Genomic DNA, 18,922 nt, shown 5'->3' with positions numbered 1-18,922 from the left:
GCGCTAGCGCAGCTTCAGAGCATCGCGAATATCCTGCAGCAACGGCCGGTAGAAGCGCGACAGAGGGCGCGCGGAATTGGTCGATATGGCAAAATTCATCATGAGCGACGGCACGAACGGCCGCGCGACCAGACCCTCGAAACGCTCCCACGGGACAATCCCGTCCACCAGCGCGATGCCGAGACCGGCCTGAACTAGCGGCGCAACCGTGATCGAGGACGAGACCTGAATGGTGATCTGCCGGCGCGCGCCGACTGCCGTAAACGCATCATCCAGCGGACCGCCAACGTCAGCCGCATGCGATCCATAGGATATCAGCGGGCGACCGGCGAGATCGGCAGCGGTGATCTCGCCGCGCTCGGCCAGCGGATCATCGGCCGGCATGACCGCGACAATGCCAACCGTGGTCAAAATCTCGCTTTTGACCGTTGGTGCCTGAATGGTCGACATGGTCAGGCCGAGGTCGATATCACCGATCAGCAACTGTTCGGTGATTTCGCGCTTCGGCAAGCTGTGCAACTGTACCTTGACGGTCGGATGCTTGGCGCGGAATGCAGCAAGCGCCTTCGGCAACACCGAAAACGTCACCGGCAGGCTGGCGCCGACGCGCAGCAGACCGATCTTGCGCTCGCCGATCGTCCGGGTCAGTTCCTTGAGCACTTCAATTTCGCGAAAGACCCGATCGGCATCGCTATAGAGCAGATGGGCTTCTGCTGTCGGCGACAGGCGGCCGCCGATCCGCTCGAACAGCTTGTACCCGAGCTGGCTTTCCAGATGCTGCAGTACCTTGCTGACCGCCGGCTGAGAGACAGCAAGCGAATTGGCGGCCGCCGTCAGCGAACCGTCCCGCATGATCGCCCTGAAAACCTCAAGCTGCCGCGCATTCATATCGTTATCGCCTTTCGTAACTCGAGGATGGTATAACCTTGGGTTAGAGATTGGGCAACGTTTGCAATTGGTCCAATCGTGGCTTCACCAGCACACTCCAGGATGCGGTCTTTCGACATTTCGGACCGCAACGGAGACGAATTGCATGACCGCCCGTTTCAGACGTCTTGCCGAGACTGACCGCAAGACCATAACGCTGACTATCGACCGGCAATCCGTCGAGGCGCTGGAAGGCGACTCGCTGCTCGTGGCACTGATGCTGTCGGTAGGCCACACCCGTTTCTCGGACTTCGGCGATGGCGAGCGAGCTGGCTTCTGCATGATGGGCGCCTGCCAGGATTGCTGGGTCTGGACCGAGGACGGCGATCGTCTGCGGGCCTGTTCCACCACAGTGGCGCCCGGCCTTCGCCTCACCACCAGCCAGCCGGAGGGGCTATGGTCGCCGATCCGCGCATGACGCCCCGCATTGTCATCGTCGGCGCAGGACCGGCCGGCGTGCGCGCAGCAGAGACATTGCTGAATGCAGACGTTCGCCCGATCGTGATCGACGAGGCCGAGCGCAGCGGTGGCCAGATCTACCGCCGGCAGCCCGCCCATTTCCGCCGTGCCTATGAAACACTATACGGTAGCGAAGCCAGCAAGGCAGAGGACCTGCACCAAACATTCGACCGCATTCGACCCGATATCGACTACCGGCCGAACGCTCTTGCCTGGGGCATGCTTGATGGCGAGTTGCACACAACGGCCGGCGGCTCCACCACGGCGATCTCCTTTGATGCACTCATTCTGGCGACCGGTGCGACCGACCGCATATTGCCGCTTCCCGGCTGGACGCTGCCGGGCGTCTATTCGCTCGGTGCATCGCAGATCGCGTTGAAGGCGCAGGGCTGCGCCATCGGCGAGCATGTCGTGTTCATGGGCACCGGACCCCTGCTCTATCTCGTCGCCTATCAGTATCTGAAAGCTGGCAACCCGCCGGTGGCCGTGCTGGACACATCGTCACTTCGCGATCATATCGCGGGCTTTTCAGGCATGGCGGCGCGACCGGAACAGATGATCAAGGGTATCCGCTACATCCGCGCACTGAAAGCTGCGGGCGTTGAGATCCACTCGGGCATAACGCCTCTATCGATTCTCGGAAAACCTGCTTCCGGCGTCAGCAGCATCCGCTTCGAAAGCAGGGGCAAGGTTGAGGAACGGCAATGCAATGCCGTCGGCATGGGCTATCATCTGCGCAGCGAAAGCCAGCTTGCCGACCTCGCTGGCTGCCGATTCGTCTTTGATCCGCTGTCGCGACAGTGGTTTCCGCAGGCAGACGCCATGGGCCGCAGTTCCGTCGAGCATGTCTACCTTGCCGGTGATGGCGTCCGTCTGCTCGGCGCGGATGGCGCGGAAGTGAGCGGCCAGCTTGCGGCCCTGGCACTGCTCTCCGATCGAAAGCACCATGTATCAAGCCGTGATGTGCAGGCGCTGCTGCGGCTCAGCAGAAAGCATCGGCGCTTTGCCGATGGCATCCAGAAGGCATTTCCCTGGCCGCAACGACTGGCCGCCGGCATTCCGGACGAGACGCTGGTCTGCCGCTGCGAAGCGATCACGGCAGGTGAATTGCGCGTGGCCGCCGGCCCGTTCGACGCACCGGAAGTTAACCGCGCCAAGGCTTTTTCGCGCGTCGGCATGGGCCGGTGTCAGGGGCGCTATTGCGGTCAGGCTAGCCAGGAGGTCGTCGCGGCAGCCAGGCAGGTACCGGTCGAGACTGCTGGCCGGCTGCGTGGACAGGCGCCGGTCAAGCCGCTCGCAATTTCGACCATGGCATTGGATGGCGCAGATGCAGAATAGACAGGCCGATGTGCTGATCGTCGGTGGCGGCCTGGTCGGCTCCGCCGCCGCATTCTTCCTGCGTCAACGCGGCCGTTCGGTGATCCTGCTGGAGCGCTTTCTGGTCGGTCAGCAGGCCAGCGGCACGAATTTCGGCAACGTCCGGCGCCAAGGCCGCTATCTCCGACAACTGCCGCTCGCCAACCGATCGCGCGAGATCTGGCAGAGGATCCCGGCACTGACCGGCAGCGACGTCGAGTTTCTGCAGGTTGGCCACATCCGGTTTGCCTGGCGCGACGAGCAGATCGCCGTCATCGAGGACTACGCCCGCAACGCGCGGGAGTTCGGGCTCGACCTGGAGATCATCGGGAAGGCGGCGCTGCGCGAGCGTTTTCCGTTTTCCGGCGACGAGGCTGTCGCCGGCTCGTTTTCGCCGCTGGACGGGCATGCCAATCCAAGGCTTGCGGCACCAGCCTTCGCGCGAGCCGCCCGATGTGACGGCGCCACCGTTATCGAGAATTGCGAGGTCCTCAGCCTCGAGAAGATCGGCAATGACTTCGTCGCACAGACGCCGCAGGGCGAATTTCGCGCGCCAAACGTGCTCGTCGCTAGCGGCGCCTGGGGCGGGCGGCTGTCCGAAACCTTCGGCGAAACCGTGCCGATCACGCCGGGCGGGCCGCAAATGGGCGTCACCGAACCGGCGCCCTACTTCATCAAGCCGGTCGTCGGCGTGTCGACCAAGCGCCCGGAAGAGGTGATGTATCTGCGCCAGATCCCGCGCGGCAACGTAATTTTCGGCGGCGTCAGCCGCAGGCCGGCCGCCCTCGACGAACGTCGAGCCAAATATGATCCGGCAAGCTTGCTGCCGCAATTTGCCCAGTTGACGCGGCTTGTACCGGCGCTCAAGCATCTGAAGATCATCAGGACATGGTCGGGTGTCGAGGGCTATATGAGCGATGACCTGCCGATTATGGGGCCGTCAAGGAGGGTGAGTGGCCTCTACTATGCCTTCGGCTTCTGCGGGCACGGCTTTCAGCTCGGGCCGGGCGTCGGCGATGTGATGGCGGAGCTGATCGACACCGGGTCGACAAGCACGCCGATCGGGGATTTCAACATTCAGCGATTTGCGGCAAAGGGATCATGATGGGACTGCAACATTTCGAGAGCCGGGAGTACAGCTGGCCGTTCGGGGATTACACCGTCAGCACCGAGCGAAGCCGGCTGGATACTCGCGCATTGCTCGGCCATTTTCACGCCGAGGCCTATTGGGCGGAAGATCTCGAGTTCGCCCGCTTCGACACCGCCATCCGCAACTCGCTGCCGATCGGCGTGTACGCCGCCGACGGTTCGCTTGCCGGTTTCTGCCGGGTGGTGACCGATGGCGCGATGTTTGCCTATCTGCGCGACGTGCTAGTGCTGGAAGCCCATCGCGGCAAGGGCCTTGGCAAGGCGCTGTCACAGCATGCCATCGAGCACCCCGACCTGGCCTATGTGAACTACTGGCTGCTGCGCACCGACGACGCACACGGCGTCTATGCCAAATTCGGCTTCACTGCCCTGCCCGATGCCGACACGTTCATGATCCGTCGCACCGACAAGATCATTTGGCAGGAAACCTAAGCAGCGACTTGCAGTCGCACATCGATCGATAACCATTAATACAGAAGAAGCGCATGCCGTGACCGGCTATGCGCTTCTTCTGTATGGCCGTGAATGGCTACGGCCGTGATGTCGAACCGTCAAATGACGGTCTGGAGATGACAGGCAACCCGGTCTGCGCCCCGTGTCGCCAGCAGCAGCGGGCGTTCCTCGCTGCAACGGCCGAAGGCCTGGGCGCAGCGCGGATGAAAGGCGCAGCCGGCCGGTGGCGAGAGCGGGCTCGGCAATTCGCCAGTCAATGTCTGCTGGCTTGAACTCCTTCTAACACCGACTTCAGGCGCAGCTCCCAGCAGTGCCCGCGTATAGGGATGCTGCGGATCGGTGAATATCTTTTCGGTATCGCCTGTCTCCACCACCGAGCCGAGATACATGACGACGATACGTTGGGAGACATGTCTGACGACCCGTAGATCATGCGATACGAAGACCAGCGACAGCTCCAGCTTCTGCTGCAACTCAAGCAGCAGATTGATGATCTGCGCTTGCACGGATACGTCGAGCGCCGAGAGAATTTCGTCGGCGATGATGCATTCCGGCTCGACGGCAAGCGCCCGGGCGATGCCGATCCGCTGGCGCTGACCACCACTGAACTCGCGCGGATAGCGATCGGCCGCATCGGCCGGAAGATTGACCAAATCGAGCAGTTCGCGGACTCGCGCCGCGACCTTGCTACGAGGACAGATCCTGTTGACTGCAAGCGCTTCGCCTATCGTCTGACCGACCGTCATCCGCGGGTTGAGCGAGGAGTACGGATCCTGAAAGATCATCTGGACGCGGCGGTTGTAAGCGCGCTGCGCACGGCCGCGAAGATGAGAGATGTCCTGGCCGTGAAACAGGATCTTGCCCTCGCTGACCTCGTGCAGACGAACCAGACAGCGTGCAAGCGTCGACTTGCCGCAACCGGATTCGCCGACGACCGCCACAGTCTCGCCCTTGGCAATCGTCAGGGAAACATCACGCAGCGCCGCTACTCGCTGCTCGCGAGCCCCGGTCAGCCGCTCCATCAGGCTGCGGTTCACATCGAAATACTTGTCGACATTCTGGACGGCGATGACGGGTGGGACCGTGATGGTCATTGGAATACATGCTCCTCGATCAGCGTGTCCATTCGCATGCATGCGCTTTCCCGCTGCCCGGCAAGTTTCTTCAAGGCCGGGCGGGATGTTTCGCAAAGGGGCTGAACGAACCGACAGCGTGGTGAGAAAAGACAGCCGGCCGGCCGCGCCCGCGGGGACGGCGGCGAGCCGGAAATAGGTCGCAGCGGTTCACGGCTGGCGCCCGCCTGCGGAATGCTGTCTATCAATCCCAGCGTATAGGGATGACGTGGACGCACCAGAAGGTCTTCCGCGGGACCTTTTTCCAGGATCTCGCCGGCATACATGATCGACACGCGATCACAGACCGCCGAAACGACACCGAGATCATGCGTGACCAGAGCAACGCTGACGCCGAGATCGTCGCGCAACCTCAGAAGCAGGGCCAGGATCTGGTCCTGGATGGTCACGTCAAGCGCTGTCGTCGGCTCATCGGCGAGGATCAGCGACGGATTGCTAGCCAGGGCAATGGCGATCATTGCGCGCTGGCGCATGCCACCGGAGAACTGGTGCGGATAGTCCTCCAGCCGGCGCTCGGCCGATGGAATGCCGACAAGGTCCAGCAGTTCGATCGCCCGCGCCTTGCGGCCGGGCCGATCGCGGTTGCCATGCGCCTTGAGGCTTTCCAAAATCTGCCGGCCGATGGTCAGGACCGGGTTGAGCGCAGTCATCGGCTCCTGGAAAATCATCGAGATTTCGCCTCCGCGCACCCGGCGAAGATCTCTGCCGCTCATGCGGTTGACGTCGCGGCCATGCCACAGGATTTCGCCGCCGACCTTCATCTGGCTCGGAAGAAGCCGCATGATGGACCGGAGACTGAGGCTCTTGCCTGATCCGGATTCGCCGACCAGCCCGAAGATCTCCCCCTTGCGCACGTCGAAGCTTGTCGATTGCACGATCGGGATGGTTTCCTCGTCCCGCCGCAGCGACACCGTCAGTCCGCGCACCGATAGGATGGTTTCCTGCTCGATGTTCATGAGCGCTCCTGCCGATGAAAGAGTTCTGCAAGGCCGTCACTGAGCAGGCTCAGCCCCAGCCCCAGCAACAGGATCGCGAGGCCCGGGAAAATCGACATCCACCAGGCGGTCTCGATGTAGTTCTTGCCATCGGCGATCAGCACGCCCCACTCCGCTTCTGGCGGCTGGGCGCCGAGCCCAAGATAGCCGAGGCTGGAGCCGAGCAGAACGGCAAGCGCCATGTCGGTCATCCAGTAGATCATCACCGGGGTAATGGCATTCGGCAAAAGGTGGCGCAGGATGATGCGCATGTGGGTGTAACCCAGTCCCTTGGCTGCGGCCGCATAGTCGAGGTTCTTCTGGACGAGGATTTCCGCCCGCATCAGCCGGCAGTAAAACACCCAGCCGACCGCCGTCATCGCAATGTACATGTTGATGAGCCCAGGTCCCAGCAGCGCCACCACGGCGATGATCAGCACGAGAAAGGGAAAGATCACGATCACGTCGATCACCCGCCCGACAATGGTGTCGAGGATGCCGCCGAAATAGCCGACGACTGCGCCGACGACTGTGCCGAACACCACGGATACTATGGTGGCAAAGAAAGCGATCTGCAGATCGACGCGGAACGCCCACATGACGCGGCTGTAGATATCGCGGCCGAAGCTGTCCGTGCCGAACCAGTGCGCGGCGCTCGGCCCGACCAGCAGCGCCTCATAGTCGAACGCTTCGGGGTCGTGAGTGGCGAACCATTGCGGTGCGATAGCCACCAGGATCGACAACAACACGATCGTGCCGCCGATCACGAGCGATGGCGCCAGCGGCAAGCGCGCCAGCCGGCGACGGAACGAGATCACAGCACTCATCAATTCTCAATCCTCGGGTCAAGCATGCCCTGGACGATGTCCGTCATCAGGAAAACCAGCGACACGACCAGTGTCAGCACCAACATCAAGCCCTGGATGACCGGATAGTCGCGGGCGAAAATGCTGTCGATCATCAGGCGTCCGACACCCGGAATGGCGAACACGGTCTCGGTCACAACAGCGCCCCCAATCAGCGTGCCGACGTTGAGACCGAACAGCGTGACGGTGGAAATCAGCGCGTTGCGCAGCACGTGATGACAGAGCACCACGGCGCGAGGCAGGCCACGTGCCGTGGCAAAGGCAACGAAGTCGCTCGACGTCACCTGAATGATCGAGGAGCGCAGGTTGCGGAAGAGGACGGCCGCGAAGTTATAGGAAAGCGCCAAGGCTGGCAGGAACAGATGGTAGAGATTGTCGACCAGCCCCTTGCCGAAGCCGCCGACCGGAAACCACCGCAATTGCGCCGCGATAAACGTCAGCATGATGATGCCGATATAGAAGGTTGGCATGGACAAGCCGACCTGGAACAGACCGCGCAGCACAAGATCCGTGGGCCGATCGCGCCGGAGCGCGGCCAGCAGAGAAAGCGGAACGGCAATCACCACAGCCAGAAAGGCGCCCATTAGTGACAGCATTAGCGTCACCGGGAGGCGCTCGCCGACGAGTTGCAAGACTGGAACCTTGAGTGCATAGGAAATCCCAAGATCGCCGTGGGCCAACTGACCGATGAAGACGCCGAACTGGTGAACGAGCGTCTGGTCCGTACCGTAGGCTGCTTCGATGCGGGCCGCCGCCCGATCTGTCGCGCGATCGCCGAGGGCTGCAATCCCGGGTCCGCCCGGCAATGTGCGCACCAGGACGAACAGCACCACGAGGGCAATGAACAGGGTCGGCACCAGTTGCAAAATGCGACCGGCGATCACGTTACCTCTGCGCACTGGCCAACTCCTTCACGGTTCGAGGCTATTCGGCCGGACAGGGCGCCCGGCCGATATTACGATGAATTATTTACTCAGCGAGGTCTTGGTGAAGACGTTGTTACCGAGCGGGATCTGGATGAAACCTTCGACCTTCTTGCCAAGCGCCACCGGATAAGGGCTTTCGTACATGTAGACGATCGGCGCACCGTCCTTGTAGAGATCCTGAATCCTGGCATATTGCTCAGCGCGCTTGGCCGTGTCGGCCTCGAGCTGGCTCGCCTCGTAGAGCTTGTCGACTTCCGAGTTCTGCCAGCCGCTGCGATAGGACTGGATCAGCGGGAAATAGGCAAAGTAGGACGTCGCCTCATTCGGATCGGCGATGTCGTTGGTCCAGGTGGAGACCACCATCTGGAAGTCATTGGCCTTCTGGCGTGCCGCGCGCGTCGCCTTGTCCACCTGCTCGATCTTCAGCTTGACGCCGACAGCGGACCACATCTGCTGGGCAGCCGTGGCGATCTGCATCTCGTCCTGGCTGCCGCCCAGTGTCAGGATGCTGATCTCGGTGCCAGCAGCGATGCCGGCATCGGCAACCAGCTGCTTGGCCTTGGCGATGTCATAGGGGTAAGGCTGCGCCTTGCCGGCAAAGAGCGGCGTCGTGCTGGACAGATAGGACTGCATTGGTTTGGCAACGCCATGGGTGACGATCTTTGTGATCGCAGCCTTGTTGAGTGCGTAGTTCAACGCTTGGCGCACCTTGACGTCATTCAACGGATTGGGCTTGCCACTGGCCTCTGGGCGCGTGTTCATCGTCATGAACGTCACCTTAGTCGAAGGAAACAATTCCATGTTGACGGCATCTTTGCTCTTCAGTTCGTTCACACGCGAATAGGGAATCTGCTCTGCGCCGTCGAGTTCGCCCGAGGTGAGCTTCAGAATGCGCGTCGCGTCATCGGGAATGACCTGAAAATGAATCTCGTCGAGATAGGGAAGCTGAATACCGGTTTCGTCCTTGCCCCAGTAATAGGGGTTGGCCTTCAACACCATGTCGGAACCGCGCTTCCAGCTCGCAAGCGTGAACGGGCCGGAGGTGATCGGGTGCTCAGAGAAGGCGCGAGCCTTTTCGACCTCGGTCGCACCTGGCGACGCCTCGAAGGCTTTCATCGGCAGGATCGCCGCATTGAAAGTGGCAAGCGCCGCCTCAAAGGCAGGATCGTAGTTCTTCAGCGTGATCTTGACCTTGTCGGCACCGTCGACCTCAACCTTGGCGATCGAGGCCAGTAGGAAAGACCATGTGCCATTGTCTTGCTTGCTGGCGCGCTCCAGCGACCACTTGACGTCATCGACCGTGATCGGCGAGCCATCCGAGAACTTGAGTCCCGCACGAAGCGTCAGCGTCAGGGCCAGATGGTCATCCGACCAGGACTTTGCGGAAGCGAGACCGAAATCGACGCTCTTTCCGTCCGCCGCCGGTTGCAAGAGCGTATCGTAGAGATTGGTAAGGATCCAAATATCAACGTTCTGTTCGGTCTGGACCGGATCCAGGAACTGGCTATCGGCATAACGACCGTAATTGAGGACACCGCCCTTTTCGGCCGCATGCGCTCCCTGCCCCATTCCGGCGGCCAGAAGCGCCGAAAATGCTACGCCGATTATCCATCTTCTGCTGTTCATTCGTCATTCTCCTGTTGCGCGCGCTGGTTGTGAGCTGGCAAAACTGCTTTTGCATGTGCGAGAAAAGGAGGCTTCCAGCGCGTCAGAGCGGCCGGTAGGCTTTGATCCCAGCTATTTCTCGTTCCCTTTTTTTACAAACTAGCCACAGGTTTTCGCGATGCAACAATTCCAATATACGCATTGGACATAACTGAAGGTTATGTTCCTTTTCTTCAGAAAGGGATCAGAGGTTTGCACGCCTTTGGCTAAACCAGACTTGACTGTGGATGTTCTGCAGACGTCAGGAACCATGATTCACAGACACGCATCGACCGCTTCCCGCGCGGCGATAGCAAGGTAGCGCTAAGTTAGGTGGGTGCTGGGATAGCGCTCGAGCGTGGTGGCTCGCTGAGAGAAGGCGACAAGGTCAGCTTTGAGGTTGGCCAGGATCGAAAGACCGGAAAGTCCAAGGCAGAAAACGTCTCCGTTCTCTGATCCGGAACACAGACAGGTCGGGTCCGCGCATAAACTCACGCGGGTTCGACATACTATGCGACCTTGATCGCCAGGCTCTCCGCAATTTGCGCAGCCTCCAGACGCGCCGATGTCTTGTAGGGATAGTGCTTCCAGTACCACCAATTCACGGCAGCGCCCTTCCCGAAACCAAACCCGGCCCAATCGCCGCAGTCGCACTTTCTGGCGACCAGTTTCGGTGCACGCTGGAGAGATGGTCTATCAATATCACTCATCTGAATTTTCCAAGATCGAACCAGCGATGAACAGCGCTACAAGACGTAGCCTTCAGTCTGTGCATTCGCGTAGAAGGCCCCGATCGCAGCATCGCCATCTCTACAAAATGCAAACACCTTCGGCGCTTGCGTATCGTGACTGCAGTGGTCGAACACGCCAAACGCCCGGTTTGTTTGCTGGTCGACTGCCACTTCGAACTGGCCGATCGGACCACCGCTCTCCATGTCGAAGGCAGTGGCGCTGTAGATCGAAACGCGCTGGCGATCAGCGACCAATAGCACCTTTGCCAAGAGGATCGGGCTAATCTCCGCCACGTTCACGCGCTGGTGCGGTGTCCAGCATGTCCCCGACGGGTCATCCTCCCACAGGTTATCGACCGGCGCAGCGTACATGGCCGTCGTCCTTTTGCTTCAAAGTGAATTTGCGAGACAATCTCGCCGCATGTTCTTATTATGTTCCAGCCCTGATCGGAGTCAAGCGCGGTCTGCCAATGGGATCTTGCGCTGGCGGCACGAACTCCCGGCCCTCCCCCGACCGTCGAAATAGGCATCATCGCACCTATTCACTGCGTGACGTCACTCGATGACGTTGTCCTCGCGCCAGCTCGACAAAGCGGCGTTTGATCTCCTCGAACAGCGCCGGTGGCAAGGGACCGAGGTAGCCGCTCTCGGTGTCGATGGGCCGTACATCCGGCCCTAGCCAGACAAATCGGTTGCTTTCCGTCAAAACAATCCACGACCGCTCGTCGTCCAGTCCGAGACGCCGTTTCGTTGCTGGAGGGATCTCGATCGCGTCTCCTGGGTCAGAGGGTGGCGAATGGGTGACCGGCAGAACCCGCACGGCAGGCGTCCCATCTTCCAACGTTGCTACGATCGCCAACACGAGTGCCGGGCGATCCTTATCACCCTCCACCCGGCCTTCGAGATGCTGCCAATGCCAAAGATAGGAATATCGGAAGACCCAACCGACCTTCGGTTCAGTCGGCAGCATGCTTGCCCTTCAGCAGTTCGGCATCGAGATGGTCAAGGCCAGGCTCCATGTTCGACGCTTCGATGGTGGCAAGTTCCTCATCGCCGAGCGCCACCGACAGTTCCACCCGACGATCCCGTTTCGCCAGACGGAGATAATCCTCATAAGCGATCAAAACCGTACGCGGCCGGCCGTTCTTGGTGATAATCACCGGCTCTCGAATGGCCGCATCTTGATAGGCCCCGAAATTCTTCGAAACTGCCGCAGCGGTAACAGTCGATGTCATGGTAGGACTCCTTTATTCCGGAATATACGGGATTTCCGTAACATTTGCAAACGCACGTCGGAAATGGTGCTCCCCGGTATCGTCCGTTTACGCGGCCTTGCTGTGAGTTCTACCTGAGGAACCGAGGTAGGCGTCGAACGCAGCGGCAACTGCACGAACCATGAACCGGGAGTCCTGGGACACAGTTACCCGACCCTCGACGATGGTTGCAACGCCGTCGGCGACCAGTTCCTTAAGCCGCTCGTTCCTTTCCAGCAGGTAGCGGACGTCATGGCCTGCCTCTTCGCTTAGTTTTGACAGGTTAACCTCGAAATCGCACATGAGACGTTCGATGACCTTGGCCCGAAGCTTGTCTTCGTCGGTGAGAGCGTATCCCTTCGCGGTGGGAAGAACTCCCGACGTAACCATCTCTGCATACCGACCGATGGCCACATGGTTCTGGTAGTATCCGGAGGGCAAACGACCGATCGCCGAGGCGCCGAGGCCGATCAACGTATCGCACTCGTCAGTCGTATAGCCTTGGAAGTTTCTGCGAAGTATGCCGGAGTGGGAAGCGACCGCGAGCTGATCGCCAGGAAGAGCGAAGTGATCGAGGCCAATTCGGACGTAGCCCGCTGCTACGAGCTCTTCGGCGATAGCCTCTGCTTGCTCGTTGCGCTCGCGGGCGTCCGGAAGCGCGGACTCGTCGATCAGGCGTTGGTGTTTCTTGAAGGCCGGGATGTGCGCATATCCAAACACCGCAAATCGTTCAGGTCTCAGTTCCGTGGCGAGCCTGACGGTCGATATGCAGGATTCGACGGTCTGGTGCGGAAGCCCGTAGATCAGATCAAAGTTGATGCTCGACGCGCCGTAGGCCCGCAGCCCGGCGACCGCCGCCTTGGTTTGCTCGAAGGTTTGTATCCGGTTGATCGCCCGCTGGACGACTGGATCGAAGCTCTGCACGCCGAGGCTCGCGCGATCGACACCATTTTCTCCTAGCGCCTCGATCATTGCGGGCAACAGTGTTCGCGGATCGATTTCGACGGCCACACTCGCGTCGTCCTCGAACTGAAACGCGCTCCGGAGCTTTCGCATCAGCGCAGAGAATTCCTCTGGCTTCATGATGGTGGGCGTGCCACCCCCGAAATGGACGTTCTTCACCGGCAGGGTGTTTCCCGCGGCGAACGACACAAGCTCTATCTCCTGGTTCATTACCTCCAGGTAGTCCAGTACAGGCGCATCCTGCCGGGTGATGGTGGTGTGACAGCCGCAGTACCAGCACATGGAGCGGCAGAAGGGAACGTGAAGATAGAGGGAGACAGGCCCGGATTGAGCCGCAGTCGCAAGGCCGTTGGCGTAGTCGTCAGGTCCGACCGTCGCTGCGAAGGCAGGTGCAGTTGGGTAGCTAGTGTAGCGCGGAAGGCGCGCGTCGCCGTACTTGGCAACCAAATCTGACATCTTGGCATCCTTTATAAAGTCATGATGTCTTATGGGCGTGATCCGATCGAGGTTCCTTGTCCTAAATCAATTACGGGCCCGCGCGAATTCATTGATATTTGCTCGTCGTCAAAGTCGGGCCAATCGATGCCGCCTATCGTAGGCTCATTGACATGTGGACGAGCCGCGGTCCTGTCAGTTTTCAAGCTCGCGGCAAAAGGAACCAACTCAACATGACTGACGCGCCAACGACGACCCCCGCCGAAGCCCCACATATCGATGTCCGGATTCTCCCTCACGCCGAACGTCACGCCCGCATCTTTGGAACCCTCGGCACCCTGACGCCGGGCGGCGCTCTCTTTATTACAAGCGACCACGAGCCCCGCCCGCTGCATTACCAGCTTGAGACGGCGTTCCCTGGGAAGTTTGCCTGGGAGTATCTCGAACAGGGTCCTGAGGTCTGGCGCGTGGAAATTACCCGGCTGGACTCCGGCTGCGACTGCTGCTGCGGCAGCAACTAACCTCGGAGAAGCGCGATGATGCCCGTGGGCACAACTTTGTCGCGTTGGACAATGTCGTATTTCGGCGCGGCGCTCTTCTTTCTGCTCTTCGCTGAAAGCTTGCTTTCGGCAGGAACATGGGTGCCATCGTCGAACGTGGCCGAGCCCTATGCACTCATCATCGTGCATTCGATAACCCTTGGCTGGCTCGCTCTTCTAATGATCGGCGCGCTCCTCCAGTTCGCGCCGGTTTTAACGGGCCTGAGCCTGCCGACCAGTCGGCTCGATATGCCCAGCCTCGCAGGGCTCGTCGCCGGAATAGGGCTACTTCTCTTCGGCTTCCGATCGATCGACGCCGGATCCGGCGCAGCCGGTCCGACGATGATCGCGGCATCGGTGACCTTGGCAGCTTCAATCTTGTCGATCGGTCTTGTGCTCTTTTCAGTCCTTTGGCGTGGGAGAGCGATTCACGCGGCCTCGCCACTCGTCCTGATCGGAATTGCGTGCCTCTTCATTACCGCTGCCTTCGGAACGCTCTTTGCAATTACGATCTCCGGTCTGGTTGAGGCGTCCAGCGTCGTTGAATTCGTAGCCAATGCCGTCCCCTATCATGCCAGCTTTGGCCTCTTTGGATGGATGACGTTCGCGGCAATTGGAGTGAGCTACAAATTGCTGCCAATGTTCCTGCTGTCTAACGACATGAACAATTCGCCGCTTATCCGTCAAACAGGATGGATCGGGGTTTCGATGCTGGCGGTCGCGGCCGTCTGCACCACGTTCGAGCCAACGATAGGTCATAAGGTTCTTTTGTTGGGCGCACTGGCGTTCCAGTTCACGGTCGCCACATATCTGGTAGAGCTATCCAAGACCTATCGTTCCCGGCGCCGTAAAGGGCTGGAGCTGAACACGTCTGGATCCCTGCCGGCCTTCGCCTACTTGGCCGTCTCCGTTCCGATGTTTGCGATCGCCCTCCTTGTTCATGCCGGAACTGAAGTCGTGACGGCTATAACGTATCTGTTTGTCTTCGGCTGGTTAACTGGCCTGGGCCTGGCTCAGCTCCTCAAAATCGTTCCGTTCTTGACCTGGATCGAAGCGTTTGGCCCTCTTCTGGGCCGCAGGCCGACGCCTCGGCTAGGCGACTTGATAAAAGGGCGCCGTGCGGCCGTCTGGCTCGGCGCCTTCTACTTCGCGGTCATCGCCGCGTCGGCTGCGATCGCCTTCAAATCCGATTTCGGATTTCAAGTCGCGGCCATTGTTCAGACGTTTGCCACGGCTGCCCTCGCCGTCGAACTCGTGCTAGCACGCTCTCTTGTAAATGTGGAGGCAGCCACCAAGAGAGCACCATTTCAACAGCCGGCGCTATTCGTCGCCGCCAACCATAGAGGTAACGCCAATGGTTCAGCTTCGTGAACTTGATGTTCGACAGATCCTGCGTGACGGCGGGATGCCCTTTCAATTGATTATGGATACCTTCTCAAGTCTTGATCCGGGTGAAGGCCTGCGGCTGCACGTGATATTCGAGCCAGTTCCTCTGATCAAACAGCTCGAACAACGTGGCTTTGCGCACGTTTCCAGACGCCTTGCCGCCGACGACTGGGAAATCGATTTCGTTCCACATGAGCTGCCGCAGAAGACCCCCGACGCCGTGACGCAGTCGGAGGCAATATGGCCAGATCCAACCTGGAACCTTGACCTTACCGATCTCGCCCCACCGGAACCGATGGAACGAATTCTTTCCAGGCTGGAGAGCATGAAGAGCGGCGAAGTCCTCTTTGCTCTCCTGAACAGGGAGCCTGTTTTTCTGTTTAACGAATTGAAGGAACGCGGGCACGAATGGGTTGGGAATTTTGATGAAACGGGAAAGGTGTACCGGATCATGATCAGGGCTACACCGTCGGAGGTTAGCTGATGTGCGAGCTTAAGCTGACCCGCGACGCCGTCCTTGACGCACTCCGTGAAATCGAGGACCCCGAGGTCGGGACGGGGATCGTCGACCTCGGCCTGGTGTACGGAATCGACATCGATGAGACCGGGTTTGTCAAAGTACAGATGACGACTACGACGCGGTTCTGTCCGGTCTCTGCATTCATTGTGGACGCCGTCAGAACACGGATCGAACAGATGGACTCCGTCAGTCACGTAGCCGTTGACCTCGTGTATGATCCTCCGTGGTCTCCGGATATGGCGGCGCTATTCACCATGGAACCCTCGTGATAACTTGGATCGACCAACGGTCTGTTGGAAGGATAAATCGTGAGAATAGATCTCAAAGCCCCGACCGTCGATGCGGCGTACCTGGCCACGCGTTTCGACCTCCCCGCTGAAACGTTACGCAAGTTCATGACGCAAGGCCTTGTCCGAAGCAGAGTCGAAGTCGGCAACGGCGAAGATAGCGGAAGATCCCGCCTGACTGTCCGGATCGGCAACCGAATGTGGATCGCCATCGTGGGCGCTGATGGCAATGTTTTGAGTGAGGAGACTAGGTTCGTCGCCTCGCCGGCACTCGCCAGCTCGTCCAGAACAGACTGAAACACGCCCGACCGTGAAGGCTTGGCGCAGAGCCATCGTAGGACGGAAGTGGCGCTGTCTACCCGGTGGAAGGCGACCAGAGACAGCGCCAGGTGAATCTCTCGACGATCCTGTGGCGCCGACGTGGTCGCAGACCTGCAGCATAGTCACCGGCCTCCTATAATCCTCTAACTGGCGCACCTTTCTGACATCAGACATCTACAGTCGTGTCAGATTTTGCATCGAAGCTCGTATAAAAAGTGTTCGAAAAGGAAATCGTAGAAGAGGTAAATTCACTGATTTGCGAACTCGCCCGCCATGCTCTCGATTTCATGAAAAAGAGGCCGCGGCCGTCGAGACTTGATCGTACATCGACAGACTGTCCATGGGGGCAGCGCTCGCGACGCCCTCTACTAAGGGAGCGAGGATGCCGTCCCTATTCTCTTGGATTTGCGATGTCTGCCAATCTCTGCCAATCTCAAGCGACAGCGAGCCGAGATGGTAGCGCTGCTGAAGCGCGGGCGACCGTTGGAACTGAATTGTCGTGACTCATGTGACAAGGAATCGCCATGTATTCTCATATCTTGATTTGCACGGATGGCTCTGAACTTTCACAAAAGGGAGTCGATCATGGTCTTGCACTTTCAAAATGTTTGGGGACGAGAGCGACGGCCGTTTTTGTGACAGAGCGCTATCCGATTTACCCCTCGCCCGGCCTGACAGGAGGATGGACGGCCATTGGACCAAGTGAATTCGAGGCTTTTGCTGCAGCCCAGACGGAAGCGGCCGAGAGGATATTGGCAAAAGTGAAAGAATCGGCCGCAAATCTCGGAACCGAGGTCAAAACCGTTCATATCTCCGAAGCGGAACCGGCCGAGGCCATTGTCCAAGCAGCGAAGACCTACGAGTGCGATCTAATCGTGATGGCATCGAATGGCCGTCGTGGCCTTGGAAGGCTTCTGCTAGGGAGCCAGACCTCAGAGGTACTCACGACTAGCTCCGTGCCAGTCCTTGTGGTCCGTTGACGGGAAAGGGGCCCTGCCGAGGCTCGCCCCGCTGTTCTCGGCCAACGACACAGACTTCGAAAACCGCAACCGGACCAAGTAGCGGATCGAGATGGCTCCCAAGCTAAGAATCCGTTGAAAAAGGTGGCGCTTTGACCTTCCCACAGACCCCGTACGCCGCCGCTGCCCGCACCCCGAAATTCGGCAGGTCGCTCGGGGCTCCGGTGTCCACGGGACGGCGACGCCCTGCGGGCATGCGGTCGTCCGCCTACGTCGAAGATGCCACCTTCAAGCAAGAGATCGCGAAGAACTCCAGACCTGCTCGGAATTCAATGTCCCTTGGGACCTAGTGGTTTCCGTTCCCGGCATAGGAACGGCGCGTGCTCATGCGCGAACACACAGAATGCCACTGTCCAGCCGATCGCCGATGCCATCAGTATCTCGGTGCTGAGCGACGGCAACAGCTCGGCGGTCGGCCGGAGTAGTGCGACTGCGCCCAACACGATATAGGAAGAGTTAGTGAATCGGCTCGACTTTACTTTCCGGCCTGTATGTCCGCGCGTGGCCCTCGTCATGACGGCTAGCATCATGAGGGAGATTGCTCCGATGGCAAATACGTGAAGAACGGCCACCTGGGGCATTCCTATTGTGCCCAGGCTCACGGCGACGAATCCGAGAGGCACGAAAGCGAAGGCGGCATGGAGCACGAAAAGGATCGGTTCTTGCCAGACGTTCCACCCGCGCCAACGATAGAGTCTGATCCCGTTCATCACCGCTGCAATAGCTGCGCAAAGACCGGTCAGAACCGCTTCCGGGGCGATGGCCCATGCGGCTAACGCAATGGCGCCGACGATGATTGTAGCGGCATCGTAGTGGTTGTAGGGAACCGGAAATTCTGTTCGGCCGAACTGGTTCAGCCAGTTCCGCGTGAAACTTGGAAGGATTCGTCCCCCCACGATCGTCACCAGGAGCACATAAGCACCGAGACCGAGACGGATGGGCAGTTCGGGGTTCTGCCCCGCGATCACCTCGATATGAAAGATCACGTTTGCGCTCGATAGAACCACGAGCCCCGCGATCACTTTCAAGTCTTTCCATTTCTTGCCAGCGACGACCTCCCGTGTACACAGGACGAGCATCGCCGGCAGAAAGAGGCAGTCGATTGCGACAGCCGGGATTACCCCGATCGACGTGCTTGCCAGCATCGCTACTCTGCCCGCGCACCATATAGAAAAGAGAACCGCAAGTGGGCGTCCCGAAATCGGCAGCCTGCCGGTCCAGTTTGGAATTGCCGTGAGCAGGAAGCCGGCCAGGATCGCAGGGGCAAAGCCGAAGATCATCTCATGGGCATGCCAGTAAAGCGTCCCGTATTCGGTTGCGAGCGGAATCCCAAATCTAAGGAAGGCGGCCCATAAATCGATGCTGACGATCGCCCACAATGCCGACGCCAGAAAGAAAGGACGGAACCCGTAGGAAAAGAGGACAAGCCCGGAGCGYGACATTCCTCGCGGAACGCGTTCGTCCTTTCCCATTGTCTTCTGCATGATCAGTGTCTCCAATTTGATCACACGGCAATGCCTGGTTTCAAGACAACAGTCGTTGAGATTACGCAAAGAAACACCTTTGAACTTTGCGCTGCCA

General features: G+C 59.6%; 22 protein-coding genes and 1 pseudogene. 11 read left to right on the top strand and 12 right to left on the bottom strand.

Annotation, left to right across the window (positions count from 1 at the left end):
• Positions 1-3: 3 nt before the first annotated feature.
• Complete coding sequence (locus AC1DMK_RS12530; RefSeq protein ID WP_477859346.1) at positions 4-888, bottom strand: LysR family transcriptional regulator; 885 nt, start codon at positions 886-888, stop codon at positions 4-6.
• Positions 889-1,033: 145 nt separating this feature from the next.
• On the opposite strand from AC1DMK_RS12530, the gene AC1DMK_RS12525 reads away from it, so the two are divergent.
• The 4 genes from AC1DMK_RS12525 to AC1DMK_RS12510 are packed head-to-tail and all read left to right on the top strand — an operon-like array spanning position 1,034 to position 4,323.
• The gene (locus AC1DMK_RS12525) at positions 1,034-1,345 is read left to right on the top strand and encodes a (2Fe-2S)-binding protein (protein WP_477859344.1); all 312 of its coding nucleotides are present in this window, start codon (positions 1,034-1,036) and stop codon (positions 1,343-1,345) included.
• Positions 1,324-2,724: an FAD/NAD(P)-dependent oxidoreductase gene (locus AC1DMK_RS12520; RefSeq protein WP_477859343.1), complete on the top strand. Its 1,401-nt coding sequence runs from the start codon at positions 1,324-1,326 to the stop codon at positions 2,722-2,724. The genes AC1DMK_RS12525 and AC1DMK_RS12520 overlap by 22 nt, the downstream gene beginning before the upstream one ends.
• On the top strand, positions 2,714-3,847 hold the full coding sequence (locus tag AC1DMK_RS12515; RefSeq protein ID WP_477859341.1) for an NAD(P)/FAD-dependent oxidoreductase: 1,134 nt from the start codon (positions 2,714-2,716) through the stop codon (positions 3,845-3,847). Before AC1DMK_RS12520 ends, AC1DMK_RS12515 begins: the two co-directional genes overlap by 11 nt.
• Positions 3,844-4,323: a GNAT family N-acetyltransferase gene (locus tag AC1DMK_RS12510; protein ID WP_477859339.1), complete on the top strand. Its 480-nt coding sequence runs from the start codon at positions 3,844-3,846 to the stop codon at positions 4,321-4,323. The genes AC1DMK_RS12515 and AC1DMK_RS12510 overlap by 4 nt, the downstream gene beginning before the upstream one ends.
• A gap of 119 nt (positions 4,324-4,442) precedes the next feature.
• Here the strand turns inward: AC1DMK_RS12510 and AC1DMK_RS12505 are convergent, their stop codons facing one another.
• The 5 genes from AC1DMK_RS12505 to AC1DMK_RS12485 all read right to left on the bottom strand — a co-directional run bounded on the left by AC1DMK_RS12505 (position 4,443) and on the right by AC1DMK_RS12485 (position 9,869).
• Positions 4,443-5,438 (bottom strand): ABC transporter ATP-binding protein, encoded by a 996-nt coding sequence (locus AC1DMK_RS12505; RefSeq protein ID WP_477859338.1) that lies wholly within the window; start codon positions 5,436-5,438, stop codon positions 4,443-4,445.
• Positions 5,435-6,433 (bottom strand): ABC transporter ATP-binding protein, encoded by a 999-nt coding sequence (locus AC1DMK_RS12500; protein WP_477859337.1) that lies wholly within the window; start codon positions 6,431-6,433, stop codon positions 5,435-5,437. The genes AC1DMK_RS12505 and AC1DMK_RS12500 overlap by 4 nt, the downstream gene beginning before the upstream one ends.
• Positions 6,430-7,278, bottom strand: a complete 849-nt coding sequence (locus tag AC1DMK_RS12495; RefSeq protein ID WP_477859335.1) for an ABC transporter permease — start codon at positions 7,276-7,278, stop codon at positions 6,430-6,432. The genes AC1DMK_RS12500 and AC1DMK_RS12495 overlap by 4 nt, the downstream gene beginning before the upstream one ends.
• Positions 7,278-8,216, bottom strand: coding sequence for an ABC transporter permease (locus AC1DMK_RS12490; protein ID WP_477859333.1), 939 nt, complete (start codon positions 8,214-8,216; stop codon positions 7,278-7,280). The genes AC1DMK_RS12495 and AC1DMK_RS12490 overlap by 1 nt, the downstream gene beginning before the upstream one ends.
• 66 nt (positions 8,217-8,282) lie before the next feature.
• Complete coding sequence (locus tag AC1DMK_RS12485) at positions 8,283-9,869, bottom strand: ABC transporter substrate-binding protein (RefSeq protein ID WP_477859331.1); 1,587 nt, start codon at positions 9,867-9,869, stop codon at positions 8,283-8,285.
• Between the two features lie 366 nt (positions 9,870-10,235).
• Here AC1DMK_RS12485 and AC1DMK_RS12480 point away from each other — a divergent pair.
• Positions 10,236-10,343 (top strand): annotated as a pseudogene (locus AC1DMK_RS12480) (cold-shock protein); the annotation flags it as partial.
• Positions 10,344-10,396: 53 nt separating this feature from the next.
• Here AC1DMK_RS12480 and AC1DMK_RS12475 read toward each other — a convergent pair.
• The 5 genes from AC1DMK_RS12475 to hemN form a co-directional block, all read right to left on the bottom strand.
• A complete protein-coding gene (locus tag AC1DMK_RS12475; RefSeq protein ID WP_037066109.1) occupies positions 10,397-10,597 on the bottom strand; it encodes a hypothetical protein in 201 nt (66 codons plus the stop codon).
• Between the two features lie 36 nt (positions 10,598-10,633).
• Positions 10,634-10,990 carry a hypothetical protein gene (locus tag AC1DMK_RS12470; RefSeq protein ID WP_477859329.1) on the bottom strand — a complete coding sequence of 119 codons (357 nt, stop codon included), beginning with the start codon at positions 10,988-10,990 and terminating at the stop codon, positions 10,634-10,636.
• 166 nt (positions 10,991-11,156) lie between these two features.
• On the bottom strand, positions 11,157-11,588 hold the full coding sequence (locus tag AC1DMK_RS12465; protein ID WP_477859327.1) for a plasmid maintenance toxin (PemK-like): 432 nt from the start codon (positions 11,586-11,588) through the stop codon (positions 11,157-11,159).
• On the bottom strand, positions 11,575-11,853 hold the full coding sequence (locus AC1DMK_RS12460; RefSeq protein WP_477859326.1) for a type II toxin-antitoxin system Phd/YefM family antitoxin: 279 nt from the start codon (positions 11,851-11,853) through the stop codon (positions 11,575-11,577). Before AC1DMK_RS12460 ends, AC1DMK_RS12465 begins: the two co-directional genes overlap by 14 nt.
• 87 nt (positions 11,854-11,940) lie before the next feature.
• Positions 11,941-13,290, bottom strand: a complete 1,350-nt coding sequence (hemN, locus tag AC1DMK_RS12455; RefSeq protein WP_477859325.1) for an oxygen-independent coproporphyrinogen III oxidase — start codon at positions 13,288-13,290, stop codon at positions 11,941-11,943.
• A gap of 212 nt (positions 13,291-13,502) precedes the next feature.
• On the opposite strand from hemN, the gene AC1DMK_RS12450 reads away from it, so the two are divergent.
• From AC1DMK_RS12450 to AC1DMK_RS12425, 6 genes are all read left to right on the top strand, one after another.
• Positions 13,503-13,790 (top strand): DUF2249 domain-containing protein, encoded by a 288-nt coding sequence (locus AC1DMK_RS12450; protein WP_037066146.1) that lies wholly within the window; start codon positions 13,503-13,505, stop codon positions 13,788-13,790.
• Positions 13,791-14,150: 360 nt separating this feature from the next.
• Positions 14,151-15,179, top strand: coding sequence for a hypothetical protein (locus AC1DMK_RS12445; protein ID WP_477859323.1), 1,029 nt, complete (start codon positions 14,151-14,153; stop codon positions 15,177-15,179).
• Positions 15,163-15,678: a DUF2249 domain-containing protein gene (locus AC1DMK_RS12440; RefSeq protein ID WP_477859321.1), complete on the top strand. Its 516-nt coding sequence runs from the start codon at positions 15,163-15,165 to the stop codon at positions 15,676-15,678. The genes AC1DMK_RS12445 and AC1DMK_RS12440 overlap by 17 nt, the downstream gene beginning before the upstream one ends.
• Positions 15,678-15,983, top strand: coding sequence for a metal-sulfur cluster assembly factor (locus tag AC1DMK_RS12435; RefSeq protein ID WP_477859319.1), 306 nt, complete (start codon positions 15,678-15,680; stop codon positions 15,981-15,983). Before AC1DMK_RS12440 ends, AC1DMK_RS12435 begins: the two co-directional genes overlap by 1 nt.
• A 39-nt stretch (positions 15,984-16,022) precedes the next feature.
• Positions 16,023-16,298, top strand: a complete 276-nt coding sequence (locus AC1DMK_RS12430) for a DUF6522 family protein (protein ID WP_477859317.1) — start codon at positions 16,023-16,025, stop codon at positions 16,296-16,298.
• Between the two features lie 548 nt (positions 16,299-16,846).
• The gene (locus AC1DMK_RS12425) at positions 16,847-17,302 is read left to right on the top strand and encodes a universal stress protein (RefSeq protein WP_477859315.1); all 456 of its coding nucleotides are present in this window, start codon (positions 16,847-16,849) and stop codon (positions 17,300-17,302) included.
• A 308-nt stretch (positions 17,303-17,610) separates the two neighbouring features.
• Here AC1DMK_RS12425 and AC1DMK_RS12420 read toward each other — a convergent pair whose 3' ends face one another.
• The gene (locus AC1DMK_RS12420) at positions 17,611-18,825 is read right to left on the bottom strand and encodes an NnrS family protein (protein ID WP_477859314.1); all 1,215 of its coding nucleotides are present in this window, start codon (positions 18,823-18,825) and stop codon (positions 17,611-17,613) included.
• Between the last annotated feature and the right edge of the window lie 97 nt (positions 18,826-18,922).

It is taken from the genome of Rhizobium sp. 05L419, assembly GCF_056397845.1.
The sequence above is the reverse complement of the archived record's forward strand: the minus strand, read 5'-3'. Positions and strand labels throughout refer to the sequence as shown.

Excerpts from the sequence above, each read along its gene's own strand:
- AC1DMK_RS12475 (WP_037066109.1), bottom strand. The coding sequence starts at position 10,597 with ATGAGTGATATTGATAGACCATCTCTCCAGCGTGCACCGAAACTGGTC.
- AC1DMK_RS12530 (WP_477859346.1), bottom strand. The coding sequence starts at position 888 with ATGAATGCGCGGCAGCTTGAGGTTTTCAGGGCGATCATGCGGGACGGT.
- AC1DMK_RS12525 (WP_477859344.1), top strand. The coding sequence starts at position 1,034 with ATGACCGCCCGTTTCAGACGTCTTGCCGAGACTGACCGCAAGACCATA.
- AC1DMK_RS12460 (WP_477859326.1), bottom strand. The coding sequence starts at position 11,853 with ATGACATCGACTGTTACCGCTGCGGCAGTTTCGAAGAATTTCGGGGCC.
- AC1DMK_RS12500 (WP_477859337.1), bottom strand. The coding sequence starts at position 6,433 with ATGAACATCGAGCAGGAAACCATCCTATCGGTGCGCGGACTGACGGTG.
- AC1DMK_RS12485 (WP_477859331.1), bottom strand. The coding sequence starts at position 9,869 with ATGAACAGCAGAAGATGGATAATCGGCGTAGCATTTTCGGCGCTTCTG.
- AC1DMK_RS12435 (WP_477859319.1), top strand. The coding sequence starts at position 15,678 with ATGTGCGAGCTTAAGCTGACCCGCGACGCCGTCCTTGACGCACTCCGT.
- AC1DMK_RS12495 (WP_477859335.1), bottom strand. The coding sequence starts at position 7,278 with ATGAGTGCTGTGATCTCGTTCCGTCGCCGGCTGGCGCGCTTGCCGCTG.
- AC1DMK_RS12520 (WP_477859343.1), top strand. The coding sequence starts at position 1,324 with ATGGTCGCCGATCCGCGCATGACGCCCCGCATTGTCATCGTCGGCGCA.
- AC1DMK_RS12445 (WP_477859323.1), top strand. The coding sequence starts at position 14,151 with ATGATCGCGGCATCGGTGACCTTGGCAGCTTCAATCTTGTCGATCGGT.
- AC1DMK_RS12440 (WP_477859321.1), top strand. The coding sequence starts at position 15,163 with ATGGTTCAGCTTCGTGAACTTGATGTTCGACAGATCCTGCGTGACGGC.
- AC1DMK_RS12510 (WP_477859339.1), top strand. The coding sequence starts at position 3,844 with ATGATGGGACTGCAACATTTCGAGAGCCGGGAGTACAGCTGGCCGTTC.
- AC1DMK_RS12450 (WP_037066146.1), top strand. The coding sequence starts at position 13,503 with ATGACTGACGCGCCAACGACGACCCCCGCCGAAGCCCCACATATCGAT.
- AC1DMK_RS12470 (WP_477859329.1), bottom strand. The coding sequence starts at position 10,990 with ATGTACGCTGCGCCGGTCGATAACCTGTGGGAGGATGACCCGTCGGGG.
- AC1DMK_RS12465 (WP_477859327.1), bottom strand. The coding sequence starts at position 11,588 with ATGCTGCCGACTGAACCGAAGGTCGGTTGGGTCTTCCGATATTCCTAT.
- AC1DMK_RS12505 (WP_477859338.1), bottom strand. The coding sequence starts at position 5,438 with ATGACCATCACGGTCCCACCCGTCATCGCCGTCCAGAATGTCGACAAG.
- hemN (WP_477859325.1), bottom strand. The coding sequence starts at position 13,290 with ATGTCAGATTTGGTTGCCAAGTACGGCGACGCGCGCCTTCCGCGCTAC.
- AC1DMK_RS12425 (WP_477859315.1), top strand. The coding sequence starts at position 16,847 with ATGTATTCTCATATCTTGATTTGCACGGATGGCTCTGAACTTTCACAA.
- AC1DMK_RS12515 (WP_477859341.1), top strand. The coding sequence starts at position 2,714 with ATGCAGAATAGACAGGCCGATGTGCTGATCGTCGGTGGCGGCCTGGTC.